Raw genomic sequence first — 23,370 nt, 5'->3', positions numbered from 1 at the left:
ACCCCCCCCCACACCCCCCCGGGCGCGGGGGCGGGCACCCAGGCCCACCCCCCCCCCCCCCCCCCCCCCCCCCCCGGGGGGGGGGGGGCCGGGGGGGGGCGGCCCCCCCCCCGGCCGGTGAGTCGGGGATCGTGCGGGTCAGGCGACGATCAGGTAGATGCCGTACGCCACGGCCGCCGCGCAGAGCGCGAAGCAGGCGTACGCGCCGGTGCGGGCCAGCGGGGCCGAGCCGCCGTTGGACGCGGCCTCCTCCTGCTTGGAGAGGCCGGCGACACCGAGGGTGAAGAAGCCCACGAGGGCGACGGTCACCACGAGGCTGACTCCGAAGACGGAGCCGAGAGCTGCCCAGTCGATCTTCATGTCCGTGCTTCCAGTTCCGTGAGATCCGTCAGACCGCGGCGGCGGGGGCGGCCGGAGCGGCCGGGTCCGCGGGGTTCGGGGCGGGGATGGTGGCCTTCAGGTCCGTGTCCGCGACGGCGGCGACGGAGCCCGCCGGCGGCGGGGTGACGGCCGCGATGGCGGTGGTCACGACGCCCGGGGTCTCGGTCTCGGTGGCCGTGGCGGTCGCGGTCTCGACGTCGTTGACGTTGGTGTGGTCGACGACCTGGCGGCGCGAGACGAGCCAGATGCCGACGCAGGAGGCGACCAGGAAGGCCGCGACGACGTAGACGCCCCACTGGCCCTGACGCGCGACGAACTCGGCGCCCGCGCCGACCAGGCCGGCGGCCGGCAGGGTCAGGCCCCAGGCGACGAACATGCGGGTGGCGGTCGACCAGCGGACGACACCGCCCTTGCGGCCCAGGCCCGCGCCCATGACGGAGCCGGAGACGGCGTGCGTGGTCGAGAGGGAGAAGCCCAGGTGGGAGGAGGCCAGGATGACCGTCGCGGCGCTGGTCTGGGCGGCGAAGCCCTGCTGCGGCTGGAGGTCGGTGAGGCCCTTGCCCATGGTGCGGATGATGCGCCAGCCGCCGAGGAAGGTGCCGAGCGCGATCGCCGTACCGGCGGAGACGATGACCCAGACCGGCGGGTTGGAGCCGGGGGCCAGGACGCCGCCGGCGACCAGGGCGAGGGTGATGATGCCCATGGTCTTCTGGGCGTCGTTGGTGCCGTGGGCGAGGGAGACGAGACCGGCGGAGGCGATCTGGCCGGCCCGGTAGCCCTTCTGCTGGGCCTTGCCGTTCTTGCCCTTGCCGATGGCGTAGGTCAGGCGGGTGCCGAGCGTCGCGGCGATGCCGGCGACGATCGGGGCGGCGACCGCAGGGATGAGGACCTTGGTGACGACGCTCTCGCCGTTGACGCCGCTGAAGCCGATAGAGGCGACGGTCGCGCCGATGAGGCCGCCCATCAGTGCGTGCGAGGAGCTGGACGGCAGGCCGACCAGCCAGGTCACCAGATTCCAGAGGATCGCGCCGACGAGCGCGGCGAGGATGACTTCGGGCTGGATGCCCGTCTCGTTGACGAGCCCCTTGGAGATCGTCTTGGCGACCTCCACGGAGAGGAACGCGCCGAGCAGGTTCAGCACGGCGGACATGGCCACCGCCGTCTTGGGCTTGAGTGCACCGGTCGAGATGGTCGTGGCCATCGCGTTGGCGGTGTCGTGGAAACCGTTCGTGAAATCGAACACTAGAGCTGTCACGACCACAATGGCGAGCAGCAGCGTGATGTGTTCCATTTACCCAGGCAATCGTTCGACGTCAGTGGCTGGTCGAACGTAAGCAACCTGGGTGAACGGAAGATGAACTGGGTCGGGCAAGGTGGTGTCCCGATCCGGGGTCAGGGGATTCCGCTTACCGGTCCGGCGGGCCGGCTGTCCACGATGCGGTCACCGTGCAACCCCGGGTAAACCGTGCGGTTCCGGGCCCGACGCAACGCGCGTAGCTTTTCGTCGCTCCCGTCCCGTATCGCCCCGTGGACCGCCGTGGAGACCTTCAGCCCCACGGAGGACCCGGTGGACGAGACCCATGTCACTCGAAGGAGCCTCGACGGGCCCCGCCGGGTGGCAGGGCACGGCCCGGCTGCCGACACTGGGACAGTGCGCCCCGTTACCGCGACGGCAGCGGCCGTCACCACCCTGCTCGGGCTCGGCGCGGCCGCCGTCGTCGCCGGCCGCTACGCCAGCGACGCCGCCCTCGGCGTGCCGTCCGGCCGCCCCTTCCCCGGCGAGCCCAGACTCACCGTGCACGGCAGCGGCCCGGAGCGGATCAGCCTCACCCGGAGCCTGGCCGCGCTGCGCCCCGGCACGTACGGGATCGAGGCCGACGGCCTGCACGCCGTCGTCGGCCCCGTGCTCGACCGGGTCCCGCACACCGCCGACACCGTGGTGCGCCGGCTCGAACGGGTCGAGCTCGGCACACTCGCCCCCGGCGTCCGGGTCCGGCTCACCCCGCAGCTGCACTGCGGCACCCCCGAGACCGCCCTCGGCCTGCCCTACGAGGACGTCGAGATCCCCGGCGAGCTCGGCAACCTGCCCGCCTGGCTCGTGCCCGGGCCGCGCACCACCTGGGTGATCGCCCTGCACGGCCTCGGCACCACCCGCGAGCACGCGCTCAACCTGGTCCCCTTCCTGCACCGCCGGCGCGTCCCGGTCCTCGTCCCCGCCTACCGCGGCGACGCCGGCGCGCCCGAGGCCGCCGACGGGCTCGGGCACCTGGGCGACTCCGAGTGGCGGGACCTCGACGCCGCCATCCGCTACGCCGTACGGCGCGGCGCCACCGGCGTCGTCCTGCTCGGCTGGGGCACGGGCGCCGCCATGGCCCTGCACGCCGCCGAAAGCTCCGGCGTGCGCGACCGGATCCGCGGCCTCGTCCTCGACTCCCCGGTCCTCGACTGGGAGGCCACCCTGCGCAACCTCGCCGCCGCCCACCGCGTCCCCGCCCCGCTGATCCCGCTCGCCGTGCGCGCCGCCCAGGGCCGCACCGGCGCCCACGGCGACCGCCTCCAGGAAGCCGCCGACCCGCACGGGCTGCGCGTGCCGACGCTGCTCTTCCACGGCCCGGACGACACCCTCGCTCCCTGGGACCGCTCGCGCCGGCTCGCCGAGCTCCGCCCCGAGCTCGTCACCCTCAGCACGGTCCGCGACGCGCCGCACGCCGCCATGTGGAACGCGGACCCGGTCCGCTACGAGGAGTCCCTGCGCCGCTTCCTGACCCCGCTGGTCTAGCGCGCCGAGCCCCCTGGTCCGGCGCCCCGCCGGACCCCCGCACGGCCTCCGGGCCCGGAATCCCGGGCCCGGGACAGGTCCTCGCGGCGGCGTTGCGCATTCCGATTGGGCTTTCGGGCCGTCAACGGGAAGACTGCCCCCGTGACGTCTCGAAAGCCCGATGAACCATTGGCGCGCAACTCCAGACTCCGACTCGTCCGTCCGCGGCCGCTCGCCACCGCGCGCAAGGCCGTGACGACCCGGCGCACCCGCCCGGCGCCCCGGCCGCCCGAGGGGACCCCGCCCCGCGCGGAACTCGCCCTGCAGGCGCGCAGGGTGCTCGCCGACGCGGTGCGGATCGCCCGCTGGGCCGCGTCCGGCCGGCAGGCCGAGACGGCACTCCCCGCACTCCCGGACGGCGAACGGGCCGCCGCCGCACTGGATCTGACCCCCGGACAGGTCCGGGCCGGCTGGGACCGCGCCCGGCTCGCCGGACTCGTCGAGCTGCACGGCGGCACCGTCCGCCCCGGCTGGCGGCTGACGGCGTGGGACCGCGACGACTCCGCCGTGCTGCGCGGCTGGGTCGCCCTCTTCGACGCCTGGTCGCTCGCCCACCCGGAGCCCGAGGGCGTGGCGCCCGGCGCCGTCGCCGAGGTCGTCGAGGCCGTCCCCCAGGTCCTCTCGCTGCTCCAGCTGTCCGCGGGGCCCGTCCCCGTGACCGGCCTGCTCGACCTGCTGCGCCAGCGCGTCGCCGAACTCCGCGAGGAGCGCTGCGAGGTCCCCGCCGCCGGCACCGTGCCCGAGCCGGTCCCGGCCGCCGAGGGCCTGCCCGCGCTGCTCGACTGGGCCCTCGCGGGCCTCGCCGACGTCGGCGCCCTCACCCTCGGCGACGGCCCGGACGGCGGCCAGGCCACCCTCACCCCGCTCGGCAACTGGGCGGTCTGGGTCAAGCTGGAGCAGATCTGCGTCGCCGCCCAGAGCCCGGCCGGCAACATCGAGCAGTCCGCCGAGGACATGCTCCGCGGCTGCGCCCGGCTCACCCCCGGCCCGGCCCGCGACGAGTACCGCGCCTGGCTCGCCGCCCGCACCCTCTCCAGCGCCGTCGCCGAGCTGATCGCCGTCGCCCGCGGCGAGGACGCCCTGCTGCGCGGGCTCGCCTTCGAGGCGCTGCGGGTCGTCGGCGCCCCGGCCGAGCCCGAGGTGCGCGCCGCCCTCGCGGAACCGTCCCTCCGCCCGTACGCGCTGCTCTGGCTCGCCGAGTACGAGGGCGCCGACCCGGACGAGGCCCCCGAGGTGCTCACCCGCGAGGAGGCCACCTGGCTGTGGGTGGACACCGCGGCCGCCGTCGCCGACCACGGCGAGAGCGACCTGCTCGTCCGCCACCTCGACTCCGCCGTCCAGGGCACCGTCCCCGCCCTGCTCGACGAGGTCCGCGCCGTCGGCCATCCCCGCACCGTCCAGGTCCTGGTCGCCCTCGCCGCCGCCCACCCCGACCCGGCCCTCGCCAAGGCGGTCCGCCGCGCCGCCTTCCAGGTCCACACGGGCGGGGCCTGACGGGCCCGGCGGCGTGACCTACCCGGCGCCGCCGGGGGCGTACGTCCCGAAGCTCCAGACGTTGCCCTCGGCGTCCCGGGCCATGTAGTCCCGGGCGCCGTAGTCCTGGTCGGTCGGTGGCATCACGATCTCCGCGCCGGCCGCGACCGCCCGGGCGTGGTGGGCGTCCACGTCGGCGACGCGGACATACACCCCGACCGGGCCCGCGCCGGACATCGCCCTGTCGAACGCGCTGCCGGTGCCCTTGCTGCCGAGCATCACCGTCCCGTTGCCGTAGGACAGCTCGGCGTGCATCACCCGGCCGTCCTCGTCCTCGAACACGGCGTCCGCGGTGAAGCCGAACGCCTCGGTGAGCCGGGCGACGGCCGCCTTGGCGTCCTTGTAGAGCAGGGTCGGGCAGATGTCGGGTGCGTCCGTCATCGTGATCGCTTCCTTTCCGTTCGAGCGCCGTTCGAGTGCCGGGCCGCCGGGCCACGGGCTCCGCGTCACCGGAAGGTGTCGCAGCGCGCCATGTCGCCGGTGCTGTAGCCCGTGGAGAACCACTGCTGCCGCTGCGCCGCCGAGCCGTGCGTCCAGCTCTCCGGCGACACCCGGCCCTGGAAGCGCTCCTGGATCCGGTCGTCGCCGACCGCCGCCGCCGCGTCCAGGCCGTCGCGGATGTCCTCGTCCGTGAGCCGGGTGAGCAGCGGCCGGCCCGTCCTGTCGTCGGGCGTGGTCGTCGCGTGCCGCGCCCACACGCCCGCGTAGCAGTCGGCCTGGAGCTCCACCCTGACCGCGTTCGAGTCCGCGCCGGTCCGGCCGTCCTGGGCGCGGGCCAGCGTGCCCATCAGGTCCTGCACGTGGTGGCCGTACTCGTGCGCCACCACGTAGGCCTGCGCGAAGGGTCCGCCCGTCGCGCCGAACCTGGTGCGCAGCTCGTCGAAGAAGCCCAGGTCCAGATAGACCTGCCGGTCGCCCGGGCAGTAGAAGGGGCCGACCGCCGAGTTCGCCGTGCCGCACCCGGTCGGGACCTGGCGGCTGAACATGACGGTGGCGGCGCTCCCGTACCGCCCGCCGCGCCGCGCGTACTCGCTCCGCCAGAAGTCCTGCACGCTGTTGACGACCGCCACGATCCGGCAGTCCTCCCGGGTGTTGGCGTCCGAGCCCTTCTTGCAGGTCTGGGCCACCTGGGAGACCGACGAGGAGGTCGCGCCCGGCTCGTCGCCGCCGGCGGAGAGCCCCAGCTGTTCGGGCCCCACGCCGAAGACCAGGCCCAGGACGAGCGCCACGAAGCCGATGATCCCGCCGCCGATGGTGGCACCGCCGCCGGGAATACGACCGCCCCGGACGTCCTTGACCTCCGAGGTGTCCAGATCGGCGTCGTCGTCGAACTGCATGCCACCGCCCTCCGCCCGCCCTGTGCTTTTCTGCCGAGTATCGGTAGATCCGCCGGATGCCACCCCTTTTACGGGGCATGTGAGGTATGTCGCGTGGCCGAAAAGCAGTTGCACGTGCCCGTTAGACTTGCCGCATGGCCATTCTCCCCGTGCATTAGCGGCGTCGAAGCTCCGCCCAGCCGCCCTTCCGCCGTTTCCCACCGCCCTGGAGTCTGTCCGTGATCACCGCTTCCGGCATCGAGCTGCGCGCCGGCGCCCGTGTCCTCATCGAGTCCGCTTCCTTCCGCGTCGCCAAGGGCGACCGCATCGGCCTCGTGGGCCGCAACGGAGCGGGCAAGACCACCCTCACCAAGTGCCTCGCGGGCGAGGGGCAGCCCGCCGGCGGCACCATCAGCCGCTCCGGCGAGGTCGGCTACCTCCCGCAGGACCCGCGCACCGGCGACCTCGACGTCCTCGCCCGCGACCGGATCCTGTCGGCCCGCGGCCTCGACGTGCTGATCCGCAAGATGCGGCAGAACGAGGAGCGCATCGCCACCGGCAGCGGCGCCACCCGCGAGAAGGCCCTGCGGCAGTACGAGCGCCAGGAGACCGAGTTCCTCACCAAGGGCGGGTACGCGGCCGAGGCCGAGGCGTCCACCATCGCCGCCGCCCTCGGGCTGCCCGACCGGGTGCTCGGCCAGCCGCTGCACACCCTCTCCGGCGGTCAGCGCCGCCGTATCGAGCTCGCCCGCATCCTCTTCTCGGACGCCGACACCCTGCTCCTCGACGAGCCGACGAACCACCTCGACGCCGACTCGATCGTCTGGCTGCGCGACTACCTCAAGACGTACCGCGGCGGCTTCATCGTCATCTCCCACGACGTGGACCTCGTCGAGACCGTGGTGAACAAGGTGTTCTACCTGGACGCCAACCGCTCCACGATCGACGTCTACAACATGGGCTGGAAGCTCTACCAGCAGCAGCGCGAGGCCGACGAGAAGCGTCGCAGGCGCGAGCGCCAGAACGCCGAGAAGAAGGCCGCCGCGCTCAACTCGCAGGCCGACAAGATGCGCGCCAAGGCCACCAAGACCGTCGCCGCGCAGAACATGGCCAAGCGCGCCGAGCGCCTGCTGTCCGGCCTGGAGGCCGTCCGGGTCTCCGACAAGGTCGCCAAGCTGCGCTTCCCGGAGCCCGCGCCCTGCGGCAAGACCCCGCTCACGGCGGAGGGCCTGTCCAAGTCGTACGGCTCCCTGGAGATCTTCACCGATGTGAACCTGGCCATCGACAAGGGCTCCCGCGTCGTCATCCTCGGCCTCAACGGCGCCGGCAAGACGACGCTGCTCCGGCTGCTCGGCGGCGTCGAGCAGCCCGACACCGGCCAGGTCACCCCGGGCCACGGCCTCAAGCTCGGCTACTACGCCCAGGAGCACGAGACCCTCGACCCGGAGCGCACGGTCCTGGAGAACATGCGCTCCTCCGCGCCCGACCTCGACCTCGTCGAGGTGCGCAAGGTGCTCGGCTCCTTCCTCTTCTCCGGCGACGACGTCGACAAGCCGGCCGGCGTGCTCTCCGGCGGCGAGAAGACCCGGCTCGCGCTCGCGACCCTGGTCGTCTCCTCGGCGAACGTGCTGCTCCTCGACGAGCCCACCAACAACCTGGACCCGGCCAGCCGCGAGGAGATCCTGGGCGCGCTGCGGACGTACAAGGGCGCGGTCGTGCTGGTCACCCACGACGAGGGCGCAGTCGAGGCGCTCGACCCGGAGCGGATCATCCTGCTGCCCGACGGCGTCGAGGACCTGTGGGGTGCCGACTACGCGGACCTGGTCGCCCTGGCCTGACCCGCTGAACCCGGTGGGGATCATGTCGGGCTGGATCATTCGGCTCATGGGTGATCCTTCATCTGAGTGAGTGCGTCTCATACCCCCTGCGCGGGCCCTGCGGAATCCTTCCGCCAGGGCCCGCGCGGCGTTTTTCCGCAGGGCGCGCCGCTGACCTGGTACTTCCTGGCCGGGAGGGCTTCCGGGCGGCCGGCGAGCCCGCCGGAACGATCAATTCCGGTCGTGACGGTGTGTGCTGCCCGGCGCAAGCGAATGGCACGGACCTTGTCGAATGGGTGGCCAGGACGCACGGGAGGGGTGATCATGAGAAGTCCAGAGCGCACTTCCCATGAGGAGGCACGGGTGGCCGAGACTCTGAAGAAGGGCAGCCGGGTGACCGGCGCCGCGCGCGACAAGCTCGCGGCAGACCTGAAGAAGAAGTACGACTCCGGTGCGAGCATCCGGGCGCTGGCCGAGGAAACCGGCCGCTCCTACGGATTCGTCCACCGGATGCTCAGCGAGTCCGGAGTCACGCTGCGTGGACGCGGCGGAGCGACACGGGGCAAGAAGGCGGCCTCGGCCTGACATCGGGGCGGCTCGATCGGTCCACCGGGTCTCTCGGTGGCCACCCGGTCGACCGTGCGGTCGACCGGGTGGTTACTGTGCAGTCACTTAGCATCGGCTGCAGTGACGGATGCAGTGCTGCACCGTAACCGGGAGGCGCCCCATGACTACGCTCGACGACTCCGAGCACACTGAGCTCGTTTTCGACAAGGACGGTGTACGGCTCACCGTCGAGGACGCCGTTGCCACGGTGGCCCTGACCAACCCGGCGAAGCGCAACGCCCAGTCTCCCGCTCTGTGGCGGGCGTTGACGGAAGCCGGACGGTCACTGCCGGGCAGCGTACGGATCGTGGTCCTGCGCGGCGAGGGTAAGTCCTTCTCCGCCGGCCTCGACCGGCAGGCGTTCACGCCCGAGGGCTTCGACGGAGAGCCGTCCTTCATCGACCTGGCGCGCGGCAGCGACGAGGACCTCGACGCGACCATCGCCGAGTACCAGGAGGCGTTCACCTGGTGGCGCCGCAGCGACATCGTGTCGATCGCGGCCGTCCAGGGCCACGCCATCGGGGCCGGCTTCCAGCTGGCCCTGGCGTGTGACCTGCGGGTCGTCGCCGACGACGTGCAGTTCGCCATGCGCGAGACCAGCCTGGGCCTCGTCCCGGACCTGACCGGGACGCACCCGCTCGTCTCGCTGGTCGGCTACGCCCGCGCGCTGGAGATCTGCGCGACCGGACGCTTCGTCCACGCCGAGGAGGCCGAGCGCATCGGCCTCGCCAACATCGCCGTACCGGTGGCCGAACTCGACGCCGCCGTACGGGACTTGAGTGCCGCCCTGCTGGCCGCGCCGCGCTCCGCGACGATCGAGACCAAGGCGCTGCTCCAGGGCGTCTCCGGACGCTCGTACGAGGAGCAGCGCGTCGCCGAACGCGCGGCGCAGGCGCGCCGCCTGCGCGACCTGGCGGGCCTGGGCGACTGACGCGGCGCGGTTCGGCTTGGCCGGGACGCCGCGCCGTGACCCTGCCGGCTGTTGTCGTTCGGCACGGCTGGGCTCGGACGTCGCGCGGCGGCGTCGTCGCGGCGTCGTCGCTCGGCTCGGCGTAACCGAGTTCGATGACCGCGCCGCGCCGTCGCCGCTCGGCTCGGCGTAACCGAGTTCGGTGACCGCGCCGCGCCGTGTCGTCGCCGGTCGGCCCGGCTGAGCTCGGGCGCTGCGCCGTGGCGTCGTCGCTCGGTTCGGCGCCACCCGGCGGCCTCGCTTCACCTCAGCTCCGACACCACCACCGTGACCGTCGTCGCCCCAGGGGCGGCGGCGGTCACGGCCGTACGGGCCGCCCGCGCCACGTCCAGGGCGCGGTGGCCCGCCGTCACCGCCACCTCGATGCGCAGCCGGCCGTCCGGACCGTGCTGGAGCGCCGGGCCGAAGGCGTCCGTGAGCGCGGCCACGCCGGGCACCGCGAGGGCGGCGAGCGCCGCCGGGTCGTCGGGCGTCGGGGGCGAGGTTCGCCCGGACGGCGCAGTGGCGGCCGTCCGCTCGGGAGACGCGTCGAGCAGCTCCGTCACCCGCAGGTCCACCTCGCTCACGGCGAGGCCGAGCGCCCGCTCCGCCACGTCGAGGAGCGCCACCCGCAGCCGCGCCGCGAGCTGCGGCAGCGGGCGGCTCGCCGTCGCCGCGAAGTCCAGCGTGAGCCGCAGATCCCCGGGCGGCAGCCCGCCCGGCGGTACCGGGAAGGGCGAATCCACGGCCTCGCCCACGAGCCGGAAGCGCGGGCGGTCGGGCACCACGCCCCGTACCCCCGAGGCCGCCTCCGTCAGCGCCGCCCGTACCGCCCGCTCCGCGATCCACGCACCGTCCGCCGCGTCGCCGAGCGGCAGCAGCCGGTCCGTCACGCGCCACATCTCAGCCGTCGTCATTGCTCCAGCCTGCCGCATCCCCGGCGCGAGACCGGGTAAGCACCCGTAGTGTGAGCAAAAGAGGGGAAACGGTGACGGAAGGGACAGGCGGCTATGACCGACAGCACGCGCACCGACCAGAAGACCCAGACCCCGGTGATCAAGCGCGGCGGCGGCGACCCCGCCACCCGCGGGCGCACCACGATCGCCGACGGCGTCGTCGAGAAGATCGCCGGACTCGCCGCGCGGGACGTCGTCGGCGTCTACGCGATGGGCAGCGGCCTCTCCCGCACCCTCGGCGCCATGCGGGACCGCGTTCCGGGCGGCGGGAAGGCGACGTCCGTCACCCGTGGCGTGAAGGCCGAGGTCGGCGAGGTACAGACCGCGCTCGACCTGGAGATCGTCGTCGACTACGGGGTCTCCATCGCCGATGTCGCCGGCGCCGTCCGGGAGAACGTCATCGCCGCCGTCGAGCGGATGACCAGCCTGGAGGTCGTCGAGGTCAACATCGCCGTCAGCGATGTCAAGGTGCCGGACGAGGAGGAAGAGGAGCCGGAGTCGAGGCTCCAGTAGCCGGGCCCGGACGGCCGGCGTATGCGGAAAGCGCGAGCGGAAAGGCAAGGGCTCAGCATGAGCATGGCTGCGGTCGGCCTGGTGGCCGGCATGGCGCTGGGGTTCGCCGGATACTTCGGCGGCTTCGGCGCGTTCCTCCTGATCGCGGCACTGGGCGCGATCGGCTTCGTGGTCGGCCGGTTCGCCGACGGGGATCTGGAACCCGGCGACCTCTTCCGGGGCCGCGAGCGCGGCGAACGGCGGCGGTGACCCCGGGTGCCGGTACTGGTCAGCGAGCCGGTCGGGGCGGCCGCCCGGGGCGCCACCACGATCGCCGACCGGGTCGTCGCGAAGATCGCGGCCCAGGCGGCCCGCGAGGCGATCGACGCCGTCCCCAAGGACGGCTCGCCCCCGCACGCCTCGGTGGTCGTCCACCGTGACATCGCGCATGTCTCGGTGAGCCTCGAACTCGACTACCCCACCGACATCGGCCGCCAGTGCGGTGCCGTCCGCGGCCGTGTCCGTCACCGTGTGGAGACCCTGGCCGGCATCGCGGTCCACGAGGTCGACGTGCACGTCGAGCGCCTCCACTCCGCGCACACCGCGCACGGCCACAAACGGGAGCGGTTGAAATGACCGAGTCACACGAACCGGCCCCCGAGCGGGATCCCGTGCCCGGCTCGGACGCCGGCCCGCCCGGGTCCGACGCCCGTGGCGCCCAGCCCGTATCAGTGTCCGGCTCCTGGGCCGGCCGGTCGCCCGAGGCCGGTCCCCCGGACGCGGCCGACGCCGACGGCGTGCCCGTGCCGGCCGACGTGCCAGGGCCGCCCGTGCGTCGGTTCTGGTCCGTGCGCCGGATTCCCGCCGCCGTGCTCGCGGCCGTTCTGCTCGGCGGTGCCGGGCTGTTGCTGTACGACGTCGCCGCCGTCCGCGCCGATCACACGGCCATGGCCTGGCGCCGTTCCCTCGCGAACGACCTCGCGAGCCGCCCGATGGACGACGATTGGGTGCTCGCCGGCGCGGCCGTCGCCGTCGTGCTCGGCGTCTGGCTGCTGCTGCTCGCGCTCACCCCGGGGCTGCGCGCCGTGCTTCCCATGCGCCGCCGGCATCCCGACGTGCGCGCCGGGCTCGACCGGGAGGCCGCCGCGCTCGCGCTGCGCGACCGCGCGATGGAGGTGTCCGGCGTGCAGTCCGTGCGGGTCAAGGCCGGCCGCGCCAAGGTGGCCGTACGGGCCGTGGCGCACTTCCGTGAGGTCGACGAGGTGCGCACCGACCTGGAGGCCGTGCTCGCCACCGGCGTCGACGAACTCGCGCTCGCCCATCCGCCGGCCGTGAGGCTACGGGTGGCCCGGCCGCCCAGGAAGGGGTGACGCCGTGACCCGGGTACTGCGGCGCGTCAACCGGATCGTGCTCGCCCTCGCCGGACTGCTCCTGGTCGTGGGGGGCGGGGCCGCGCTCGTGGCCGGACTCGGCGTCTCCCTGCCGTCCTGGTGGCCCTGGTCCGGCCCCGACGACGTGGTGCTCAGCCGCGCCGAACGACAGCACTGGCGCGCCGAGGGCTGGTGGTGGCCGGTGGTCATCGCCGTGCTCGGGCTCGTCGTACTGCTCTCCCTGTGGTGGCTGATCGCCCAGTTCCGGCGGGCCCGGCTCCGCGAGGTCGTCGTCGACACGGGCGACGGCGAGGGGGCCGTGGTGCACGGCCGGACCCTGCAGGACGTCCTGGAGGCGGACGCGGCGGCCCAGGAGGGCGTCGCCCGGGCCCGGGTCGCGCTCACCGGCCGGCGCACCGCGCCGCGTACCCGGGTCGCCCTGCTCCTGGAGCCGTACGCCTCCCCGGCCGCCGCGCTGACCGCGCTCGCCGACACGGCGCTCGGCAACGCCCGTACGTCCACGGGCCTGCCCGCCCTGCCGACCGAGGCCCGGCTGCGGGCGGTCAAGCACCGGGCCCGCCGGGTGGCGTAGCCATCGGCCTCTCGGCCCCGCCGGGCCGGGGGCGCCCACTCCACCTCGCGCACCGCCCGCCCGCGGACCGCCCGGCCGCGCACCCGCCCGGCCGCGCACCCGCCCGGCCGCGCACCCGCCCGGCCGCGCACCGCCCGGCCGCGCACCGCCCGGCCGCGCACCGCCCGGCCGCGCACCCGCCCGGCCGCGGACCGTCGCGCCCGGACCGGTCCGGGCAGACCCCGCCCGCCCGGCCCGTCCGTCGGGCAGACCCGACCCGCCCCGAACCGTCAGAAGCCGCTGCGCGCCCCGCCGTCCACCGGCAGCATCACTCCCGTGAGGTACGACGCGGCGGGGGAGAGCAGGAACGCGGCCGTGCGGCCGAACTCCTCCGGCGTGCCGTAGCGGCGCAGGGGGATCGTCGCCTCGTTCGCCGCGCGGGCCGCGTCCGCGTCTCCGGACATCGCGTCGAGCGAGCGGACCCGGTCGGTGTCGATGCGGCTGGGCAGCAGGCCGACCACGCGGATGCCGCGCGGGCCCAGGTCGTTGGCGAGGGACTTGGCGAAGCCCGCCAGGCCCGGGCGAAGGCCGTTGGAGATGGCGAGGCCCGCGATGGGCTCGTGCACCGAGGCGGACAGGACGAAGCCGATGACGCCGCCTTCGGGCAGCGTCTCCGCCGCCGCGCGGGCGAGCCGTACCGCGCCCAGGAAGACGGTGTCGAACGCGGCCGACCACTGCTCGTCGGTGTTGTCGGCGGCGAAGCCCGGCGCCGGGCCGCCCACGCTGATGAGGACGCCGTCGAACCGGCCGAACCGGGCCCGCGCCTCCGCGATCAGCCGGGCCGGGGTCTCCGGGTCGGAGTTGTCCGCGGCGATGCCCGCCGCGTCCGGGCCGAGCGCGGCGGCCGCCTCGGCGACCGTCTTCTCCTCGCGCCCGGTGATCAGCACCTTCGCGCCCTCGGCGAGCAGCGCCTCCGCCGAGGCCCGGCCGAGCCCTCGGGTCGCGCCGGTCACCACGTACACACGGTCCTTCAGCCCAAGATCCATGGCCCGATTCTAGGTTGACGGCCACAGGGGTCTACGCGGGCACCCGCACGATCCCCGGTCCCGGTGCCGGTGCCGGTGCCGGTTCCGGTTCCGGTCCCGGTTCCGGTGCCGGTTCCGGCCCCGACCCCGGTTCCGGTTCCGGCCCCGACCCCGGTTCCGGCCCCGACCCCGGTTCCGGTTCCGGCCCCGACCCCGGTTCCGGTCCCCGTCCCGGTTCCGGTGCCCGTCCTGGTCCGCGCGCCGCGCTGACCAGGCCGTCCCTGCGTCACGCGCTCTCCTCGGCGGCCAGCGCCAGCGCCGCGCCCACCAGGCCGATGTGGCTGAACGCCTGGGGGAAGTTGCCCAGTTGCCGGCCCGCCACCGGGTCGTACTCCTCCGCCAGCAGCCCCACGTCGCTGCACAGCCCGACGAGCCGCTCGAACAGCTCCCGCGCCTCCTTCACCCGCCCGGTGAGCCGCAGCGCGTCCGCCAGCCAGAACGAGCACACCAGGAACGTGCCCTCCTCGCCCGGCAGGCCGTCCACCGGTGTCCCGGACCCCGCTCCCGCGCCCGGCGTCGAGTAGCGGCGCACCAGACCGCCCTGCACCAGCTCCGCCCGTACCGCGTCGACCGTGCCCACCACCCGTGGGTCCTCCGGTGGCAGGAAGCCCACCCGGGGGATCAGCAGCGTGGCTGCGTCCAGCTCGCGCGAGCCGTACGCCTGGGTGAAGGTGTTGCGCTCCGGGTCGTAGCCCTTCACGCACACCTCCGCGTGGATCTCGTCCCGCATGGTCCGCCAGCGCGCCGCGTCGCCCGGCAGCGACGGGTCGGACTCCAGGGTGCGCACCGCACGGTCGGCCGCCACCCAGGCCATCACCTTGGAGTGCACGAAGTGACGGCGCGGTCCGCGCACCTCCCACAGTCCCTCGTCGGGCTCGCGCCAGGTCGACTCCAGGAAGCCGAGCAGGCTCAGCTGGAGGTTCCACGCGTGCCGCCGCGGCGGGATGCCGGCCTCCCGCGCCCGGAAGAGGGAGTCCATCACCTCGCCGTAGACGTCGATCTGGAGCTGGTCCACGGCCGCGTTCCCGGTCCGCACCGGCGCCGAGTCGGCGTAGCCGCGCAGCCAGGGCAGCACCGTCTCGGGCAGCCTGCGCTCGCCGGCCGGCCCGTACATGATCTGCAGGTCGGCCGGGTCGCCGGCCACCGCGCGCAGCAGCCAGTCGCGCCAGGCCGCCGCCTCGTCCACGTATCCGGTGGAGAGCAGCGCGTCGAGGGTGAAGGCGGAGTCGCGCAGCCAGCAGGCCCGGTAGTCCCAGTTGCGCACGCCGCCGAGGTCCTCGGGCAGGGAGGTGGTGGGCGCGGCGACGATGCCTCCGGTGGGGGCGTAGGTGAGCGCCTTGAGGGTGATGAGCGAGCGGACGACGGCGTCCCGGTAGGGCCCCTCGTAGGTGCAGCGGGCGGCCCACTCGCGCCAGTCGGCGAGCGACTGCTCCAGGGACTCGAAGGGGTCGACGAGTTGCGGGCGCGGCTCGTGGGAGGGGTGCCAGGTGAGCACGAACGCGACCTTCTCGCCGGCGGCGACGGTGAAGCTGGAGCAGGTCGCGAACTGCTGCCCCCACGTCTTCACCGGCGGATCGCTGCGCAGCCATACGGAGTCGGGCCCGGCGACCGCCACCCGGTGGCCGTCGGCGCGGCGCACCCACGGCACGATCGAGCCGTAGTCGAAGCGCAGCCGCAGCGCAGCGCTCATCTCCACCTTGCCGCTGACGCCCTCGACGATGCGGACGAGGTCGGGTGCCCTGTCGCGCTGTGGCATGAAGTCGACGACCTTGACCTCGCCGGTACGGGTCTTCCAGGTGGTCTCCAGGACCAGGCTGTCCTCGGCGTAGCGGCGGCTGGTGCAGGACGTGGCGCCCTTGGGGGCGAGCCGCCAGTGGCCGTTGTTCTCGTCGCCGAGGAGGGCGGCGAAGCAGGCGGCGGAGTCGAAGCGGGGCAGACACAGCCAGTCGATCGACCCGTCGCGGCCGACGAGCGCGGCGGTCTGGAGATCGCCGATGAGGGCGTAGTCGTCGATACGTTGCGTCACGCTTTGGGCTGTTCCCGGAAGCGGCGACGGTCAATCAGGAGGACGGGAGGACAGGCAGGCAGGAGGGACGGCAGGCCGGCGGTCAGGCGCTCGCAGCGGCCGGTTCCGGTGTCTCCTCCGAGGCCTCGGCCTCCCGGGCCGCGGCCTCCCGGTCGCGCCGCTCGCGCCGCGCCAGGATCACCCAGCCCACCGGGACGCCGGCGGCGAACAGCCACCACTGCACGGCATAGGCCATGTGCGGGCCGATCGATTCGTGGTCGGGTCCGGGGATCAGCTCGGGGGAGCCGCCGGCCGGCTCGGGCGCGGCCTGCTCGATGTAGCCGCCGAGGACCGTGCGGCCGAGCAGCGCGGTCTGCTGCGCGCTGTTGATCAGCATGACCTGGCGGTCCGGCAGGCCCTTGAGGTCCTTGATGCCGCTGGCGCCGCTGGTCTCGTCGGCCATCAGGCGTCCGGTCACGGTGATCTCGCCCTTGGGCGCCGGCGGCACCTTCGGGAAGGACCGCTGGTCGTCGGCGGCCGGGATCCAGCCGCGGTTGACCATGACGACCTTGCCGTCCTTCAGGACGAACGGGGTCAGGACGTGTACGCCGACGCGGTCGTCGGAGGAGGTGCGGCGGCGCACCACGACCTCGTGCGCGGTGTCGAAGGTGCCGGTGGCGGTGACCTGGCGCCAGAAGTCGCCGCGCGGGACGGTGTGCCCGGGGGAGGTCAGCCGCTCGACCGGGACGGGCTGCGCCTTGAGGTTGTCCGCGATCAGGGTGTTCTGGGCGACCCGGCTCTCGTGCCGGTGGAACTGCCAGAAGCCCAGCTTGATCATCACCGGGATGAGCAGGAGGGCGATGAGGGTGAGGATCACCCACTGCCGGGACAACAGGAAGCGGTACACCCCATGACCGTACAACTCGGGCCACGGGGTGACCGCAGCGGGGGTTCCGGCCGCGGGCGACCGGAGCAGAGGATCGTTTCGTCGGACCGTTCGGACCCGTTCCGTCGGACCGTTCGGACCGGTGTCGGCGCTCACCCCACCTTGTCGACGATGCCCACCTTCCCCTCGGCGCGGGCGCAGTGGCCCCCGCAGTACCAGTGGCCCTCCACCTCGACGCCCTGTCCGATGATCTGGACCCGGCAGTGCTCGCAGATGGGCGCCATGCGGTGGATGGCGCAGGAGAAGCAGTCGAAGACGTGCACCGCGCCCTGCGCGTGCACCTCGAAGGACATGCCGTAATCGTTTCCGCAGACCTCACAACGTGCCATGCGCCACAGGGTGGCGCCACGTGCGGCGGAAGACCGGGCGGCACGCCCGGTTCCGGCGGTCCGTCACTCGTCCGCAGGCGTCACGCGCGCCGTCACGGGGGCGTGTCACCCGCGGGCGTCAGGCGTCGGCCGGGGCCACGTCCCGCAGCAGCTGGGTGTAGGCGGCCTCGTCGACGATCGGCGTGCCGAAGGACTTGGCCTTGACCGTCTTGGAGGTGGCCGCGTCCGGGTCGTTGGTCACGAGCAGACTGGTGAGCCGCGACACACTCGACGCCACGTGGAGTCCCGCCTCGACCGTGCGGTCCTCCAGGAGCTCGCGGTCGATGGAGGTGTCGCCGGAGAACGCCACCCGCATGCCCTGCTTGAGAGGTTTGTCCGACTCGTACCGTCCCGGGTTCGGGTACGGGCACGCGGGCCGCTTCCGCGAGGGCCGCCAGCCGTTCGTACGGTACGACGCCTGGTAGCCGATCCGCGGCTGCGCGGGCGCCGACGCCCACTCGGTCAGTGGACGGCATTCGAGCAGCGGCAGCCGTACGCCCCGCTCGGCGGCCGTGTGCAGGCTCGGCCGGAACGCCTCGGCGAGCACCCGGGCGTCGTCCAGCGCGTTGTGCGCACGCTGCTGCACCACGCCGAAGTGCGCGGCCAGCGACTCCAGCTTGTGGTTGGGCAGCGGCAGCGACAGCTCCTTGGACAGCGCGATCGTGCACAGCCGCTGCCGCACCGGCGCGGTGGCCTCGGCGCGCGCGTACTCACGGGCGATCATCTGCCAGTCGAACATGGCGTTGTGCGCGACGAGCACCCGGCCGTCGAGCCGGGCCGAGAACTCCTCGGCGATCTCCGGGAAGAGCGGCGCACCGGCCAGCACGTCGCTGGTCAGCCCGTGGATCCACACCGGCCCCGGATCGCGCTCGGGGTTGACCAGGGTGTACCAGTGGTCCTCGACGTTCCCCTGCGCGTCCAGCCGGTAGACGGCAGCCGACACTATCCGGTCGTCGCGGGCGAGGCCGGTGGTCTCCACGTCGACGACCGCGTACCCCTGTGGGTAGGCGGCCGGCCACGTCGCTGCTGTCGTACGGTCGTCGAGCATGGTCACTGAGAATACGGGCCCGCACTGACAGCCCGGCCCCCGGTGTCCCTTTTGTGTCCGGAACCCGTCACCGGAGGCCGGGACGAGGAGGGGCTCATCCGGTCGGCGGCGCCAGCAGCCCGGCCACCAGCGCCCGTACCGCCGTCCCGAACAGCGCCTCCGTGTCGATCGGCGCGGCGAGCGCGCGGGCGAGGTCCGGGTCCGCTTCCGCGGTGCCGGTGACGGCCGCGTCGTCCGCCCACAGTTCGGTCTCGGCGGGGGACTGGGCGGGTGAGCGCTCGCGGTTGCGTTCGACGAGGACGTGGCCCACGACCTGGAACTGGACGGCGCGGACGAGTTCGGCGGCGCGGTGGCCGCGCAGGCCGGCGGCGTGGGCCTCGTGGACGAGGGCGCGCTGGGCCGGCAGGAACATGCGTTCCGTGAGGCCGCGTTCGTGGACGAGGGCGACCAGGTGCGGGCGCTCGCGCAGGGCACGGCGGAGCAGCAGGGCGACCGAGACGATCCGCTCGGCCGGGCCGGCCCCGCGCGGGCGGAGGGTGCCGAGGTCGGCGACGGTGCGTTCGACGAGGGCGTCGAGGAGCGACTCGCGGTTGCCGACGTGCCAGTAGATCGAGGTGACGGCGGTGCCGAGTTCGGCGGCGAGGCGGCGCATGGTGAGGGCGGCCGGGCCGTGCTCCCTGACCAGGGCGGCGGCCGTGTCCAGGACCTCGTCGCGGGTCAACGCGGTGCGTGCCATCCGATCAGCTCCCCCAACTCCCGTGTGTGTCACGCCTCTTTACCCGCCGGGGTGGCCGGTGTAACTGTGTTACAGGGCCGATACCTTCCCGCATTCCCGAAGGGTGGTACGTCATGGCACGAGTACGGTACGGGGCGCGCAGCGCGGCGGAGCTCGCCGCGACGCGCGAGAAGAGCGCCGGGCTCCCCGACATCTGGTCGACCGGGGTCGTCGCGGTCTGGGAGACCGACCCGGACGTGGTGGCGGCCGTCCTGCCGCCGCCGCTCAAGCCCACCGCGCGCCCGCTGGTCCGCGTCAACATCAGCAAGGTCGACCTGCCCGGCTATCCGCTCGGCGCCGGCTCGGTGGCCGTCGCCGCCGCCCACGGCGCCACCGAGGGCTGGTATCCGCTGGTCATGCCGATGACCCACGAGCGCGCCCTGACCGGCGGGCGCGAGGTGTTCGGCGAGCCGAAGAAGCTCGGCGAGGTCGTCGTCGAACGCGACGGGCTGGTCGTCCACGCCTCCCTCGCCCGGCACGGCATCGCCTTCGTCGAGGTGCGCGGCGCGGTCTCCGGTGCGCTGCCGCTGCCCGAGCCCACCGAGAAGACCGACTTCTACTTCAAGTTCCTGCCGGCGGTCGACGGCTCGGGCTTCGACGGCGACCCCGTCCTCGTCCACTGCCTGCGCAACGAGAAGGTGCGGAAGCTGGAGCGGGTCACCGGCGACGTCGTCCTGCGCGAGTCCATGTTCGATCCCGTCGCCGACCTGCCGGTGCGCCGGCTCGTCGAGATCACCATCGGCGAGAAGACGACCGACCAGCGGGGCCGGGTCGTCGAACGGGTCAGCACCGAGGCCCTGTTGCCGTACCTCCACCAGCGGTACGACGACCCGCAGCAGGCGCTCGACGCGCCGCCCGAGGGCTCGGTGCCTCAGGGCTCGGCAAAGGGGAGCGTCTGATGGAACTGCGCGAGGGACAGGTCGCCGTCGTCACCGGCGCCGCCAGTGGCATCGGGCTCGCCATGGCCCGCCGCTTCGCCGCCGAGGGCCTCGCGGTCGTCCTCGGCGACGTCGAGGAGACGCCGCTGGCCAAGGCCGCCGAGGAGCTGATGGAGAGCGGGGCGCAGGTCCTCGCCCGTACCGTCGACGTCAGCGATCCCGGCTCCGTACGGGCCTTCGCCGACGCCGCGTACGACACCTTCGGCGCCGTGCATGTGCTGTGCAACAACGCGGGCGTCGGCTCCGGGGCCGAGGGCCGCATCTGGGAGCACGAGCCGAACGACTGGAAGTGGGCCTTCGCGGTCAACGTGTGGGGCGTCTTCCACGGCATCCAGGCCTTCGTGCCGCGGATGCTCGCGGGCGGCGAGCCCGGCCACGTCGTCAACACCTCCTCCGGCGACGGCGGTATCGCCCCGCTGCCCACCGCCTCCGTCTACGCCGTCACCAAGTCCGCCGTCGTCACCATGACGGAGTCGCTCTACGCGCACCTGAAGGCGGAGCGGGCGCGGGTCGGCGCCTCCGTGCTCTTCCCCGGGCCGCACATGCTGCGCACCGGGCTGTGGGAGTCGCACCGCAACCGGCCCGAGCGGTACGCCAAGCAGCGGCCGCGCCGGACCCCTTACCGCAGCCTCGACCAGTGGGAGGCCGCGATGAAGGAGGCCGGGCACGAGGTCGCCTTCACGCCGGTGGAGGAGGTCGCCGGGCACGTCGTCGACGGGATCAGGGCCGACCGGTTCTGGATGCTCCCGGCGAGCGAGCACAGCGACCGGCAGATCAGAGCGCGTTCGCAGTCGATGCTCGACCGCGCCAACCCGTCGTACCTGGAGAGCTTCATCCTCGACTGAGGGGCTTCGCCATGACCAACGAGCGCCATGAGGACCCGTATCTGATCATCTCGTCCGACTGTCACGCCGGGCTGCCGACCGAGCGGTACCGGCCCTATCTCGACTCCCGCTTCCACCGCGCCTTCGACGACTTCCTCGCCGGGCGTGACGCCCGCCGCGAGGCCATGACCCGGCTCGGGGTGCGCAACGAGGACTTCGCGAACAAGTGGTTCACCGACCACGAGGAGGGGCTGCGCGGCGGCTGGGACGCGGCGCAGCGGATGAAGGAGCTCGACGGCGACGGGGTGGCCGCCGAGGTCGTCTTCCCCGACGCGGACGCCGTCGACAGCCAGACCGCCGCGCCCTTCGGCGTCGGTCTGGGGCTCTCCGGCGACCAGGACCCGGAGCTCGGCATGGCGGGCGCGCAGGCGCACAACCGCTGGCTCGCCGACTTCGTGTCGCAGAACCCGGCGCGGCACTGCGGGGTGGCGCTGCTGCCCGTCACCGCCGAACCGGCCGCGGTGGTCGCCGAGATCCACCGGGCCAGGGAGTCCGGGCTCGGCGCGCTGATGATCCCGTCCATGTGGGTGGACAAGCCGCCCTACCACGACCGGCGTTACGACCCGGTGTGGGCGGCCGCCGCCGAGACCGGGATGCCGGTGGTCACCCACTCGGGCGCGGCACCGCGCCAGGAGTACGGCGACCACCTCGGGATCTACGTCTCCGAGGTGACGTGGTGGCCGGCCCGGCCGCTGTGGTTCCTGCTCTGGTCCGGGGTGTTCGAGCGGCACCCGGGGCTGCGCTTCGGGATCGCCGAGTCCGGCTGCTGGTGGCTGCCGAACCTGCTGTGGTTCATGGACCGGCTCTATCTGGGCGCGCACGGCGGCAAGAAGCTGTCCCCGTTCGCGGAGCTGAAGCGGCCGCCGAGCGAGTACCTGGACCGGCAGGTGTTCATCTGCGCGACCAACACCAAGCGGCGGGAGCTGGCGCAGCGCTACGAGATCGGCGTCGACAACATCCTGTGGGGCTCCGACTTCCCGCACCCGGAGGGCACCTGGCCGAACACCCGGGCGTGGCTGCGGAACACCTTCCACGACATCCCGGTGGCGGAGACGCGGCGGATGCTCGGGCTGGCCGCGGCGGAGGTCTTCGGATTCGATATCCAGAAACTGGATCCGATATCCAAGCGCATCGGCCCCACCCCCGCCGACCTCGGCCAGCCCGCCGACCAGGCCGCCGTCGAGGCCTCCTGGGCCCGCTCCCGCGAGGTCGGCCGGCACTGGCTCACCGACCACGACTTCCCGGTCCTGGGGGTGACGCCGTGACCTCCGACGCCACGGACCGCTACACCGTCATCTCCGCCGACTGCCACGCCGGCGCCGACCTCCTCGACTACAGGCCGTACCTGGAGAAGAGGCACCACGACGACTTCGACGCCTGGGCGGCCACCTACGTCAACCCGTACGAGGACCTGCTCGCCGACACCGCCGACCGCAACTGGAACTCGAAGCGCCGGCTGAGCGAGCTGGAGGCGGACGGCGTCGTCGCCGAGGTCGTCTTCCCCAACACCATCCCGCCGTTCTTCCCCAAGGCGTCGCTGATGGCCCAGCCGCCCACCCGGGCCGAGTACGAGCGCCGCTGGGCCGGGCTGCAGGCGCACAACCGCTGGCTCGCCGACTTCTGCGCGGACGCGCCGGGGCGGCGGGCGGGCGTGGCGCAGATCCTGCTCAACGACGTCGACGCGGCCGTCGCCGAGATCCGCCGCACCCGCGAGGCGGGGCTCACCGGCGGCATCCTGCTGCCCGGCGTCCCGCCCGGCTCGACGGTCCCGGAGCTGTACTCCGAGGTCTACGACCCGATCTGGGCGGTCTGCGCCGAGCTCGGCGTCCCGGTCAACCACCACGGCGGCTCCGCCTCACCGCCGCTCGGCGACGAACCGGCCGCCCGGGCGGTGTTCATGGTGGAGACCACCTGGTTCTCGCACCGGGCGCTGTGGCACCTGATCTTCGGCGGCGCCTTCCGGCGCCACCCGGGGCTCAGACTGGTGCTCACCGAGCAGGGCTCGGGCTGGATCCCCGGTGTCCTGCGGATGCTGGACTACTACCACGACCGGCTCGTCGCGGCCTCGACCACGGCCTCGACCGCGGAGTCCAAGTTCGGCACCGGCCTCGCCGAGTCCATGGGCGAGGGCAAGGGCCCGAGCGAGGTCTGGCGCGACAACTGCTTCGTCGGCGCGAGCTTCATGCGCCCGCACGAGGTGCCGCTGCGCGAGCTGATCGGCCTCGACAAGATCATGTGGGGCACCGACTACCCGCACGACGAGGGCACCACCCCCTACTCCCGCGAGGGCCTGCGGATCGCCTACGCGGGCCTGCCCCGGGAGGAGGTCGCCGCGATGGTCGGCGGCAACGCGGCCCGCGTCTACGGCTTCGACCTCGCGTACCTCGACACCCTCGCCGCCGTCCACGGCCCGACCGTCGAGGAGATCGCCGCACCGCTCACCGAGGTCCCGGCCGGCGCCACCAGCCCGGCCTTCGCGAAGGGCGGGTCGGTACGCGTCTGGTGACCCGCC

At 73.7% G+C, this 23,370-nt stretch carries 25 protein-coding genes; 14 read left to right on the top strand and 11 right to left on the bottom strand.

The features are described 5' to 3' along the window. Nucleotides 1-138: 138 nt before the first annotated feature. On the bottom strand, nucleotides 139-360 hold the full coding sequence (locus tag ACIRSU_RS28140; RefSeq protein ID WP_403797696.1) for a hypothetical protein: 222 nt from the start codon (nucleotides 358-360) through the stop codon (nucleotides 139-141). A gap of 28 nt (nucleotides 361-388) precedes the next feature. Continuing rightward, complete coding sequence (locus tag ACIRSU_RS28135) at nucleotides 389-1,672, bottom strand: anion permease (RefSeq protein WP_403797693.1); 1,284 nt, start codon at nucleotides 1,670-1,672, stop codon at nucleotides 389-391. Nucleotides 1,673-2,032: 360 nt separating this feature from the next. On the opposite strand from ACIRSU_RS28135, the gene ACIRSU_RS28130 reads away from it, so the two are divergent. Both ACIRSU_RS28130 and ACIRSU_RS28125 read left to right on the top strand, forming a co-directional pair. Further along, the gene (locus ACIRSU_RS28130; protein WP_403797690.1) at nucleotides 2,033-3,160 is read left to right on the top strand and encodes an alpha/beta hydrolase; all 1,128 of its coding nucleotides are present in this window, start codon (nucleotides 2,033-2,035) and stop codon (nucleotides 3,158-3,160) included. A 141-nt stretch (nucleotides 3,161-3,301) separates the two neighbouring features. After that, nucleotides 3,302-4,693, top strand: a complete 1,392-nt coding sequence (locus tag ACIRSU_RS28125; RefSeq protein WP_403797688.1) for a hypothetical protein — start codon at nucleotides 3,302-3,304, stop codon at nucleotides 4,691-4,693. A gap of 18 nt (nucleotides 4,694-4,711) precedes the next feature. On the opposite strand, the gene ACIRSU_RS28120 is transcribed toward ACIRSU_RS28125, so the two are convergent. Together ACIRSU_RS28120 and ACIRSU_RS28115 are read right to left on the bottom strand one after the other, a co-directional pair. Then, nucleotides 4,712-5,113: a VOC family protein gene (locus ACIRSU_RS28120; RefSeq protein ID WP_403797686.1), complete on the bottom strand. Its 402-nt coding sequence runs from the start codon at nucleotides 5,111-5,113 to the stop codon at nucleotides 4,712-4,714. A 65-nt stretch (nucleotides 5,114-5,178) separates the two neighbouring features. Further along, nucleotides 5,179-6,069: a neutral zinc metallopeptidase gene (locus ACIRSU_RS28115; RefSeq protein ID WP_403797684.1), complete on the bottom strand. Its 891-nt coding sequence runs from the start codon at nucleotides 6,067-6,069 to the stop codon at nucleotides 5,179-5,181. Between the two features lie 218 nt (nucleotides 6,070-6,287). Here ACIRSU_RS28115 and ACIRSU_RS28110 point away from each other — a divergent pair, with 218 nt between their 5' ends. From ACIRSU_RS28110 to ACIRSU_RS28100, 3 genes are all read left to right on the top strand, one after another. Further along, on the top strand, nucleotides 6,288-7,886 hold the full coding sequence (locus ACIRSU_RS28110) for an ABC-F family ATP-binding cassette domain-containing protein (RefSeq protein WP_403797682.1): 1,599 nt from the start codon (nucleotides 6,288-6,290) through the stop codon (nucleotides 7,884-7,886). 342 nt (nucleotides 7,887-8,228) lie between these two features. Continuing rightward, nucleotides 8,229-8,450: a helix-turn-helix domain-containing protein gene (locus ACIRSU_RS28105; RefSeq protein WP_006123601.1), complete on the top strand. Its 222-nt coding sequence runs from the start codon at nucleotides 8,229-8,231 to the stop codon at nucleotides 8,448-8,450. A 142-nt stretch (nucleotides 8,451-8,592) separates the two neighbouring features. Then, on the top strand, nucleotides 8,593-9,402 hold the full coding sequence (locus tag ACIRSU_RS28100; protein WP_403797679.1) for an enoyl-CoA hydratase/isomerase family protein: 810 nt from the start codon (nucleotides 8,593-8,595) through the stop codon (nucleotides 9,400-9,402). A 281-nt stretch (nucleotides 9,403-9,683) separates the two neighbouring features. Here ACIRSU_RS28100 and ACIRSU_RS28095 read toward each other — a convergent pair whose 3' ends face one another. After that, a complete protein-coding gene (locus ACIRSU_RS28095) occupies nucleotides 9,684-10,337 on the bottom strand; it encodes a hypothetical protein (protein ID WP_403797677.1) in 654 nt (217 codons plus the stop codon). 93 nt (nucleotides 10,338-10,430) lie between these two features. Here ACIRSU_RS28095 and ACIRSU_RS28090 point away from each other — a divergent pair, with 93 nt between their 5' ends. Genes ACIRSU_RS28090 through amaP form a run of 5 tightly spaced genes read left to right on the top strand, consistent with a single transcriptional unit; the run spans nucleotide 10,431 to nucleotide 12,830 of the window. Continuing rightward, complete coding sequence (locus ACIRSU_RS28090; protein ID WP_403797674.1) at nucleotides 10,431-10,889, top strand: Asp23/Gls24 family envelope stress response protein; 459 nt, start codon at nucleotides 10,431-10,433, stop codon at nucleotides 10,887-10,889. A 57-nt stretch (nucleotides 10,890-10,946) separates the two neighbouring features. Further along, nucleotides 10,947-11,138 carry a hypothetical protein gene (locus ACIRSU_RS28085; protein WP_403797671.1) on the top strand — a complete coding sequence of 64 codons (192 nt, stop codon included), beginning with the start codon at nucleotides 10,947-10,949 and terminating at the stop codon, nucleotides 11,136-11,138. 15 nt (nucleotides 11,139-11,153) lie between these two features. Continuing rightward, nucleotides 11,154-11,504 carry an Asp23/Gls24 family envelope stress response protein gene (locus tag ACIRSU_RS28080; RefSeq protein WP_403798573.1) on the top strand — a complete coding sequence of 117 codons (351 nt, stop codon included), beginning with the start codon at nucleotides 11,154-11,156 and terminating at the stop codon, nucleotides 11,502-11,504. Then, the gene (locus ACIRSU_RS28075) at nucleotides 11,501-12,238 is read left to right on the top strand and encodes a DUF6286 domain-containing protein (protein WP_403797669.1); all 738 of its coding nucleotides are present in this window, start codon (nucleotides 11,501-11,503) and stop codon (nucleotides 12,236-12,238) included. Before ACIRSU_RS28080 ends, ACIRSU_RS28075 begins: the two co-directional genes overlap by 4 nt. A 4-nt stretch (nucleotides 12,239-12,242) precedes the next feature. After that, nucleotides 12,243-12,830: an alkaline shock response membrane anchor protein AmaP gene (gene amaP / locus ACIRSU_RS28070; protein WP_403797666.1), complete on the top strand. Its 588-nt coding sequence runs from the start codon at nucleotides 12,243-12,245 to the stop codon at nucleotides 12,828-12,830. Between the two features lie 269 nt (nucleotides 12,831-13,099). On the opposite strand, the gene ACIRSU_RS28065 is transcribed toward amaP, so the two are convergent. From ACIRSU_RS28065 to ACIRSU_RS28040, 6 genes are all read right to left on the bottom strand, one after another. Further along, nucleotides 13,100-13,855, bottom strand: a complete 756-nt coding sequence (locus ACIRSU_RS28065) for an SDR family oxidoreductase (protein ID WP_403797663.1) — start codon at nucleotides 13,853-13,855, stop codon at nucleotides 13,100-13,102. Between the two features lie 265 nt (nucleotides 13,856-14,120). Further along, nucleotides 14,121-15,920, bottom strand: a complete 1,800-nt coding sequence (locus ACIRSU_RS28060; RefSeq protein ID WP_403797661.1) for a glycoside hydrolase family 15 protein — start codon at nucleotides 15,918-15,920, stop codon at nucleotides 14,121-14,123. Between the two features lie 82 nt (nucleotides 15,921-16,002). Then, complete coding sequence (locus ACIRSU_RS28055) at nucleotides 16,003-16,806, bottom strand: SURF1 family protein (protein WP_403797659.1); 804 nt, start codon at nucleotides 16,804-16,806, stop codon at nucleotides 16,003-16,005. Between the two features lie 131 nt (nucleotides 16,807-16,937). After that, entirely contained in the window at nucleotides 16,938-17,174 is a 237-nt protein-coding gene (locus ACIRSU_RS28050; protein ID WP_403797656.1) for a hypothetical protein, read from the bottom strand. A 118-nt stretch (nucleotides 17,175-17,292) separates the two neighbouring features. Beyond that, on the bottom strand, nucleotides 17,293-18,267 hold the full coding sequence (locus tag ACIRSU_RS28045; RefSeq protein WP_403797654.1) for a DEDDh family exonuclease: 975 nt from the start codon (nucleotides 18,265-18,267) through the stop codon (nucleotides 17,293-17,295). Between the two features lie 88 nt (nucleotides 18,268-18,355). Next, the gene (locus tag ACIRSU_RS28040) at nucleotides 18,356-18,997 is read right to left on the bottom strand and encodes a TetR/AcrR family transcriptional regulator (protein WP_403797651.1); all 642 of its coding nucleotides are present in this window, start codon (nucleotides 18,995-18,997) and stop codon (nucleotides 18,356-18,358) included. Between the two features lie 113 nt (nucleotides 18,998-19,110). Between ACIRSU_RS28040 and ACIRSU_RS28035 the strand changes: the two genes are divergently transcribed. Genes ACIRSU_RS28035 through ACIRSU_RS28020 form a run of 4 tightly spaced genes read left to right on the top strand, consistent with a single transcriptional unit; the run spans nucleotide 19,111 to nucleotide 23,364 of the window. Further along, a complete protein-coding gene (locus ACIRSU_RS28035) occupies nucleotides 19,111-19,935 on the top strand; it encodes an acetoacetate decarboxylase family protein (RefSeq protein WP_403797648.1) in 825 nt (274 codons plus the stop codon). Further along, on the top strand, nucleotides 19,935-20,819 hold the full coding sequence (locus ACIRSU_RS28030) for an SDR family NAD(P)-dependent oxidoreductase (RefSeq protein WP_403797645.1): 885 nt from the start codon (nucleotides 19,935-19,937) through the stop codon (nucleotides 20,817-20,819). Before ACIRSU_RS28035 ends, ACIRSU_RS28030 begins: the two co-directional genes overlap by 1 nt. An 11-nt stretch (nucleotides 20,820-20,830) precedes the next feature. Next, nucleotides 20,831-22,123, top strand: coding sequence for an amidohydrolase family protein (locus ACIRSU_RS28025; protein WP_403797642.1), 1,293 nt, complete (start codon nucleotides 20,831-20,833; stop codon nucleotides 22,121-22,123). Then, a complete protein-coding gene (locus ACIRSU_RS28020) occupies nucleotides 22,120-23,364 on the top strand; it encodes an amidohydrolase family protein (RefSeq protein WP_403797639.1) in 1,245 nt (414 codons plus the stop codon). The genes ACIRSU_RS28025 and ACIRSU_RS28020 overlap by 4 nt, the downstream gene beginning before the upstream one ends. Nucleotides 23,365-23,370: the final 6 nt, after the last annotated feature.

The organism is Streptomyces sp. NPDC101160 (genome assembly GCF_044768205.1).
Classification (GTDB): Bacteria; Actinomycetota; Actinomycetes; order Streptomycetales; family Streptomycetaceae; genus Streptomyces.
Note: the sequence above shows the minus strand (reverse complement) of the source record. Positions and strands in the feature narration are given on the sequence as shown.

Bases quoted from the DNA above. Each gene is read 5' to 3' on its own strand.
- ACIRSU_RS28095 (WP_403797677.1), bottom strand. From the start codon at position 10,337: ATGACGACGGCTGAGATGTGGCGCGTGACGGACCGGCTGCTGCCGCTC.
- ACIRSU_RS28120 (WP_403797686.1), bottom strand. From the start codon at position 5,113: ATGACGGACGCACCCGACATCTGCCCGACCCTGCTCTACAAGGACGCC.
- ACIRSU_RS28115 (WP_403797684.1), bottom strand. From the start codon at position 6,069: ATGCAGTTCGACGACGACGCCGATCTGGACACCTCGGAGGTCAAGGAC.
- ACIRSU_RS28135 (WP_403797693.1), bottom strand. From the start codon at position 1,672: ATGGAACACATCACGCTGCTGCTCGCCATTGTGGTCGTGACAGCTCTA.
- ACIRSU_RS28030 (WP_403797645.1), top strand. From the start codon at position 19,935: ATGGAACTGCGCGAGGGACAGGTCGCCGTCGTCACCGGCGCCGCCAGT.
- ACIRSU_RS28085 (WP_403797671.1), top strand. From the start codon at position 10,947: ATGAGCATGGCTGCGGTCGGCCTGGTGGCCGGCATGGCGCTGGGGTTC.
- ACIRSU_RS28090 (WP_403797674.1), top strand. From the start codon at position 10,431: ATGACCGACAGCACGCGCACCGACCAGAAGACCCAGACCCCGGTGATC.
- ACIRSU_RS28050 (WP_403797656.1), bottom strand. From the start codon at position 17,174: ATGGCACGTTGTGAGGTCTGCGGAAACGATTACGGCATGTCCTTCGAG.
- ACIRSU_RS28065 (WP_403797663.1), bottom strand. From the start codon at position 13,855: ATGGATCTTGGGCTGAAGGACCGTGTGTACGTGGTGACCGGCGCGACC.
- ACIRSU_RS28100 (WP_403797679.1), top strand. From the start codon at position 8,593: ATGACTACGCTCGACGACTCCGAGCACACTGAGCTCGTTTTCGACAAG.
- ACIRSU_RS28040 (WP_403797651.1), bottom strand. From the start codon at position 18,997: ATGGCACGCACCGCGTTGACCCGCGACGAGGTCCTGGACACGGCCGCC.
- ACIRSU_RS28140 (WP_403797696.1), bottom strand. From the start codon at position 360: ATGAAGATCGACTGGGCAGCTCTCGGCTCCGTCTTCGGAGTCAGCCTC.
- ACIRSU_RS28075 (WP_403797669.1), top strand. From the start codon at position 11,501: ATGACCGAGTCACACGAACCGGCCCCCGAGCGGGATCCCGTGCCCGGC.
- ACIRSU_RS28025 (WP_403797642.1), top strand. From the start codon at position 20,831: ATGACCAACGAGCGCCATGAGGACCCGTATCTGATCATCTCGTCCGAC.
- ACIRSU_RS28035 (WP_403797648.1), top strand. From the start codon at position 19,111: ATGGCACGAGTACGGTACGGGGCGCGCAGCGCGGCGGAGCTCGCCGCG.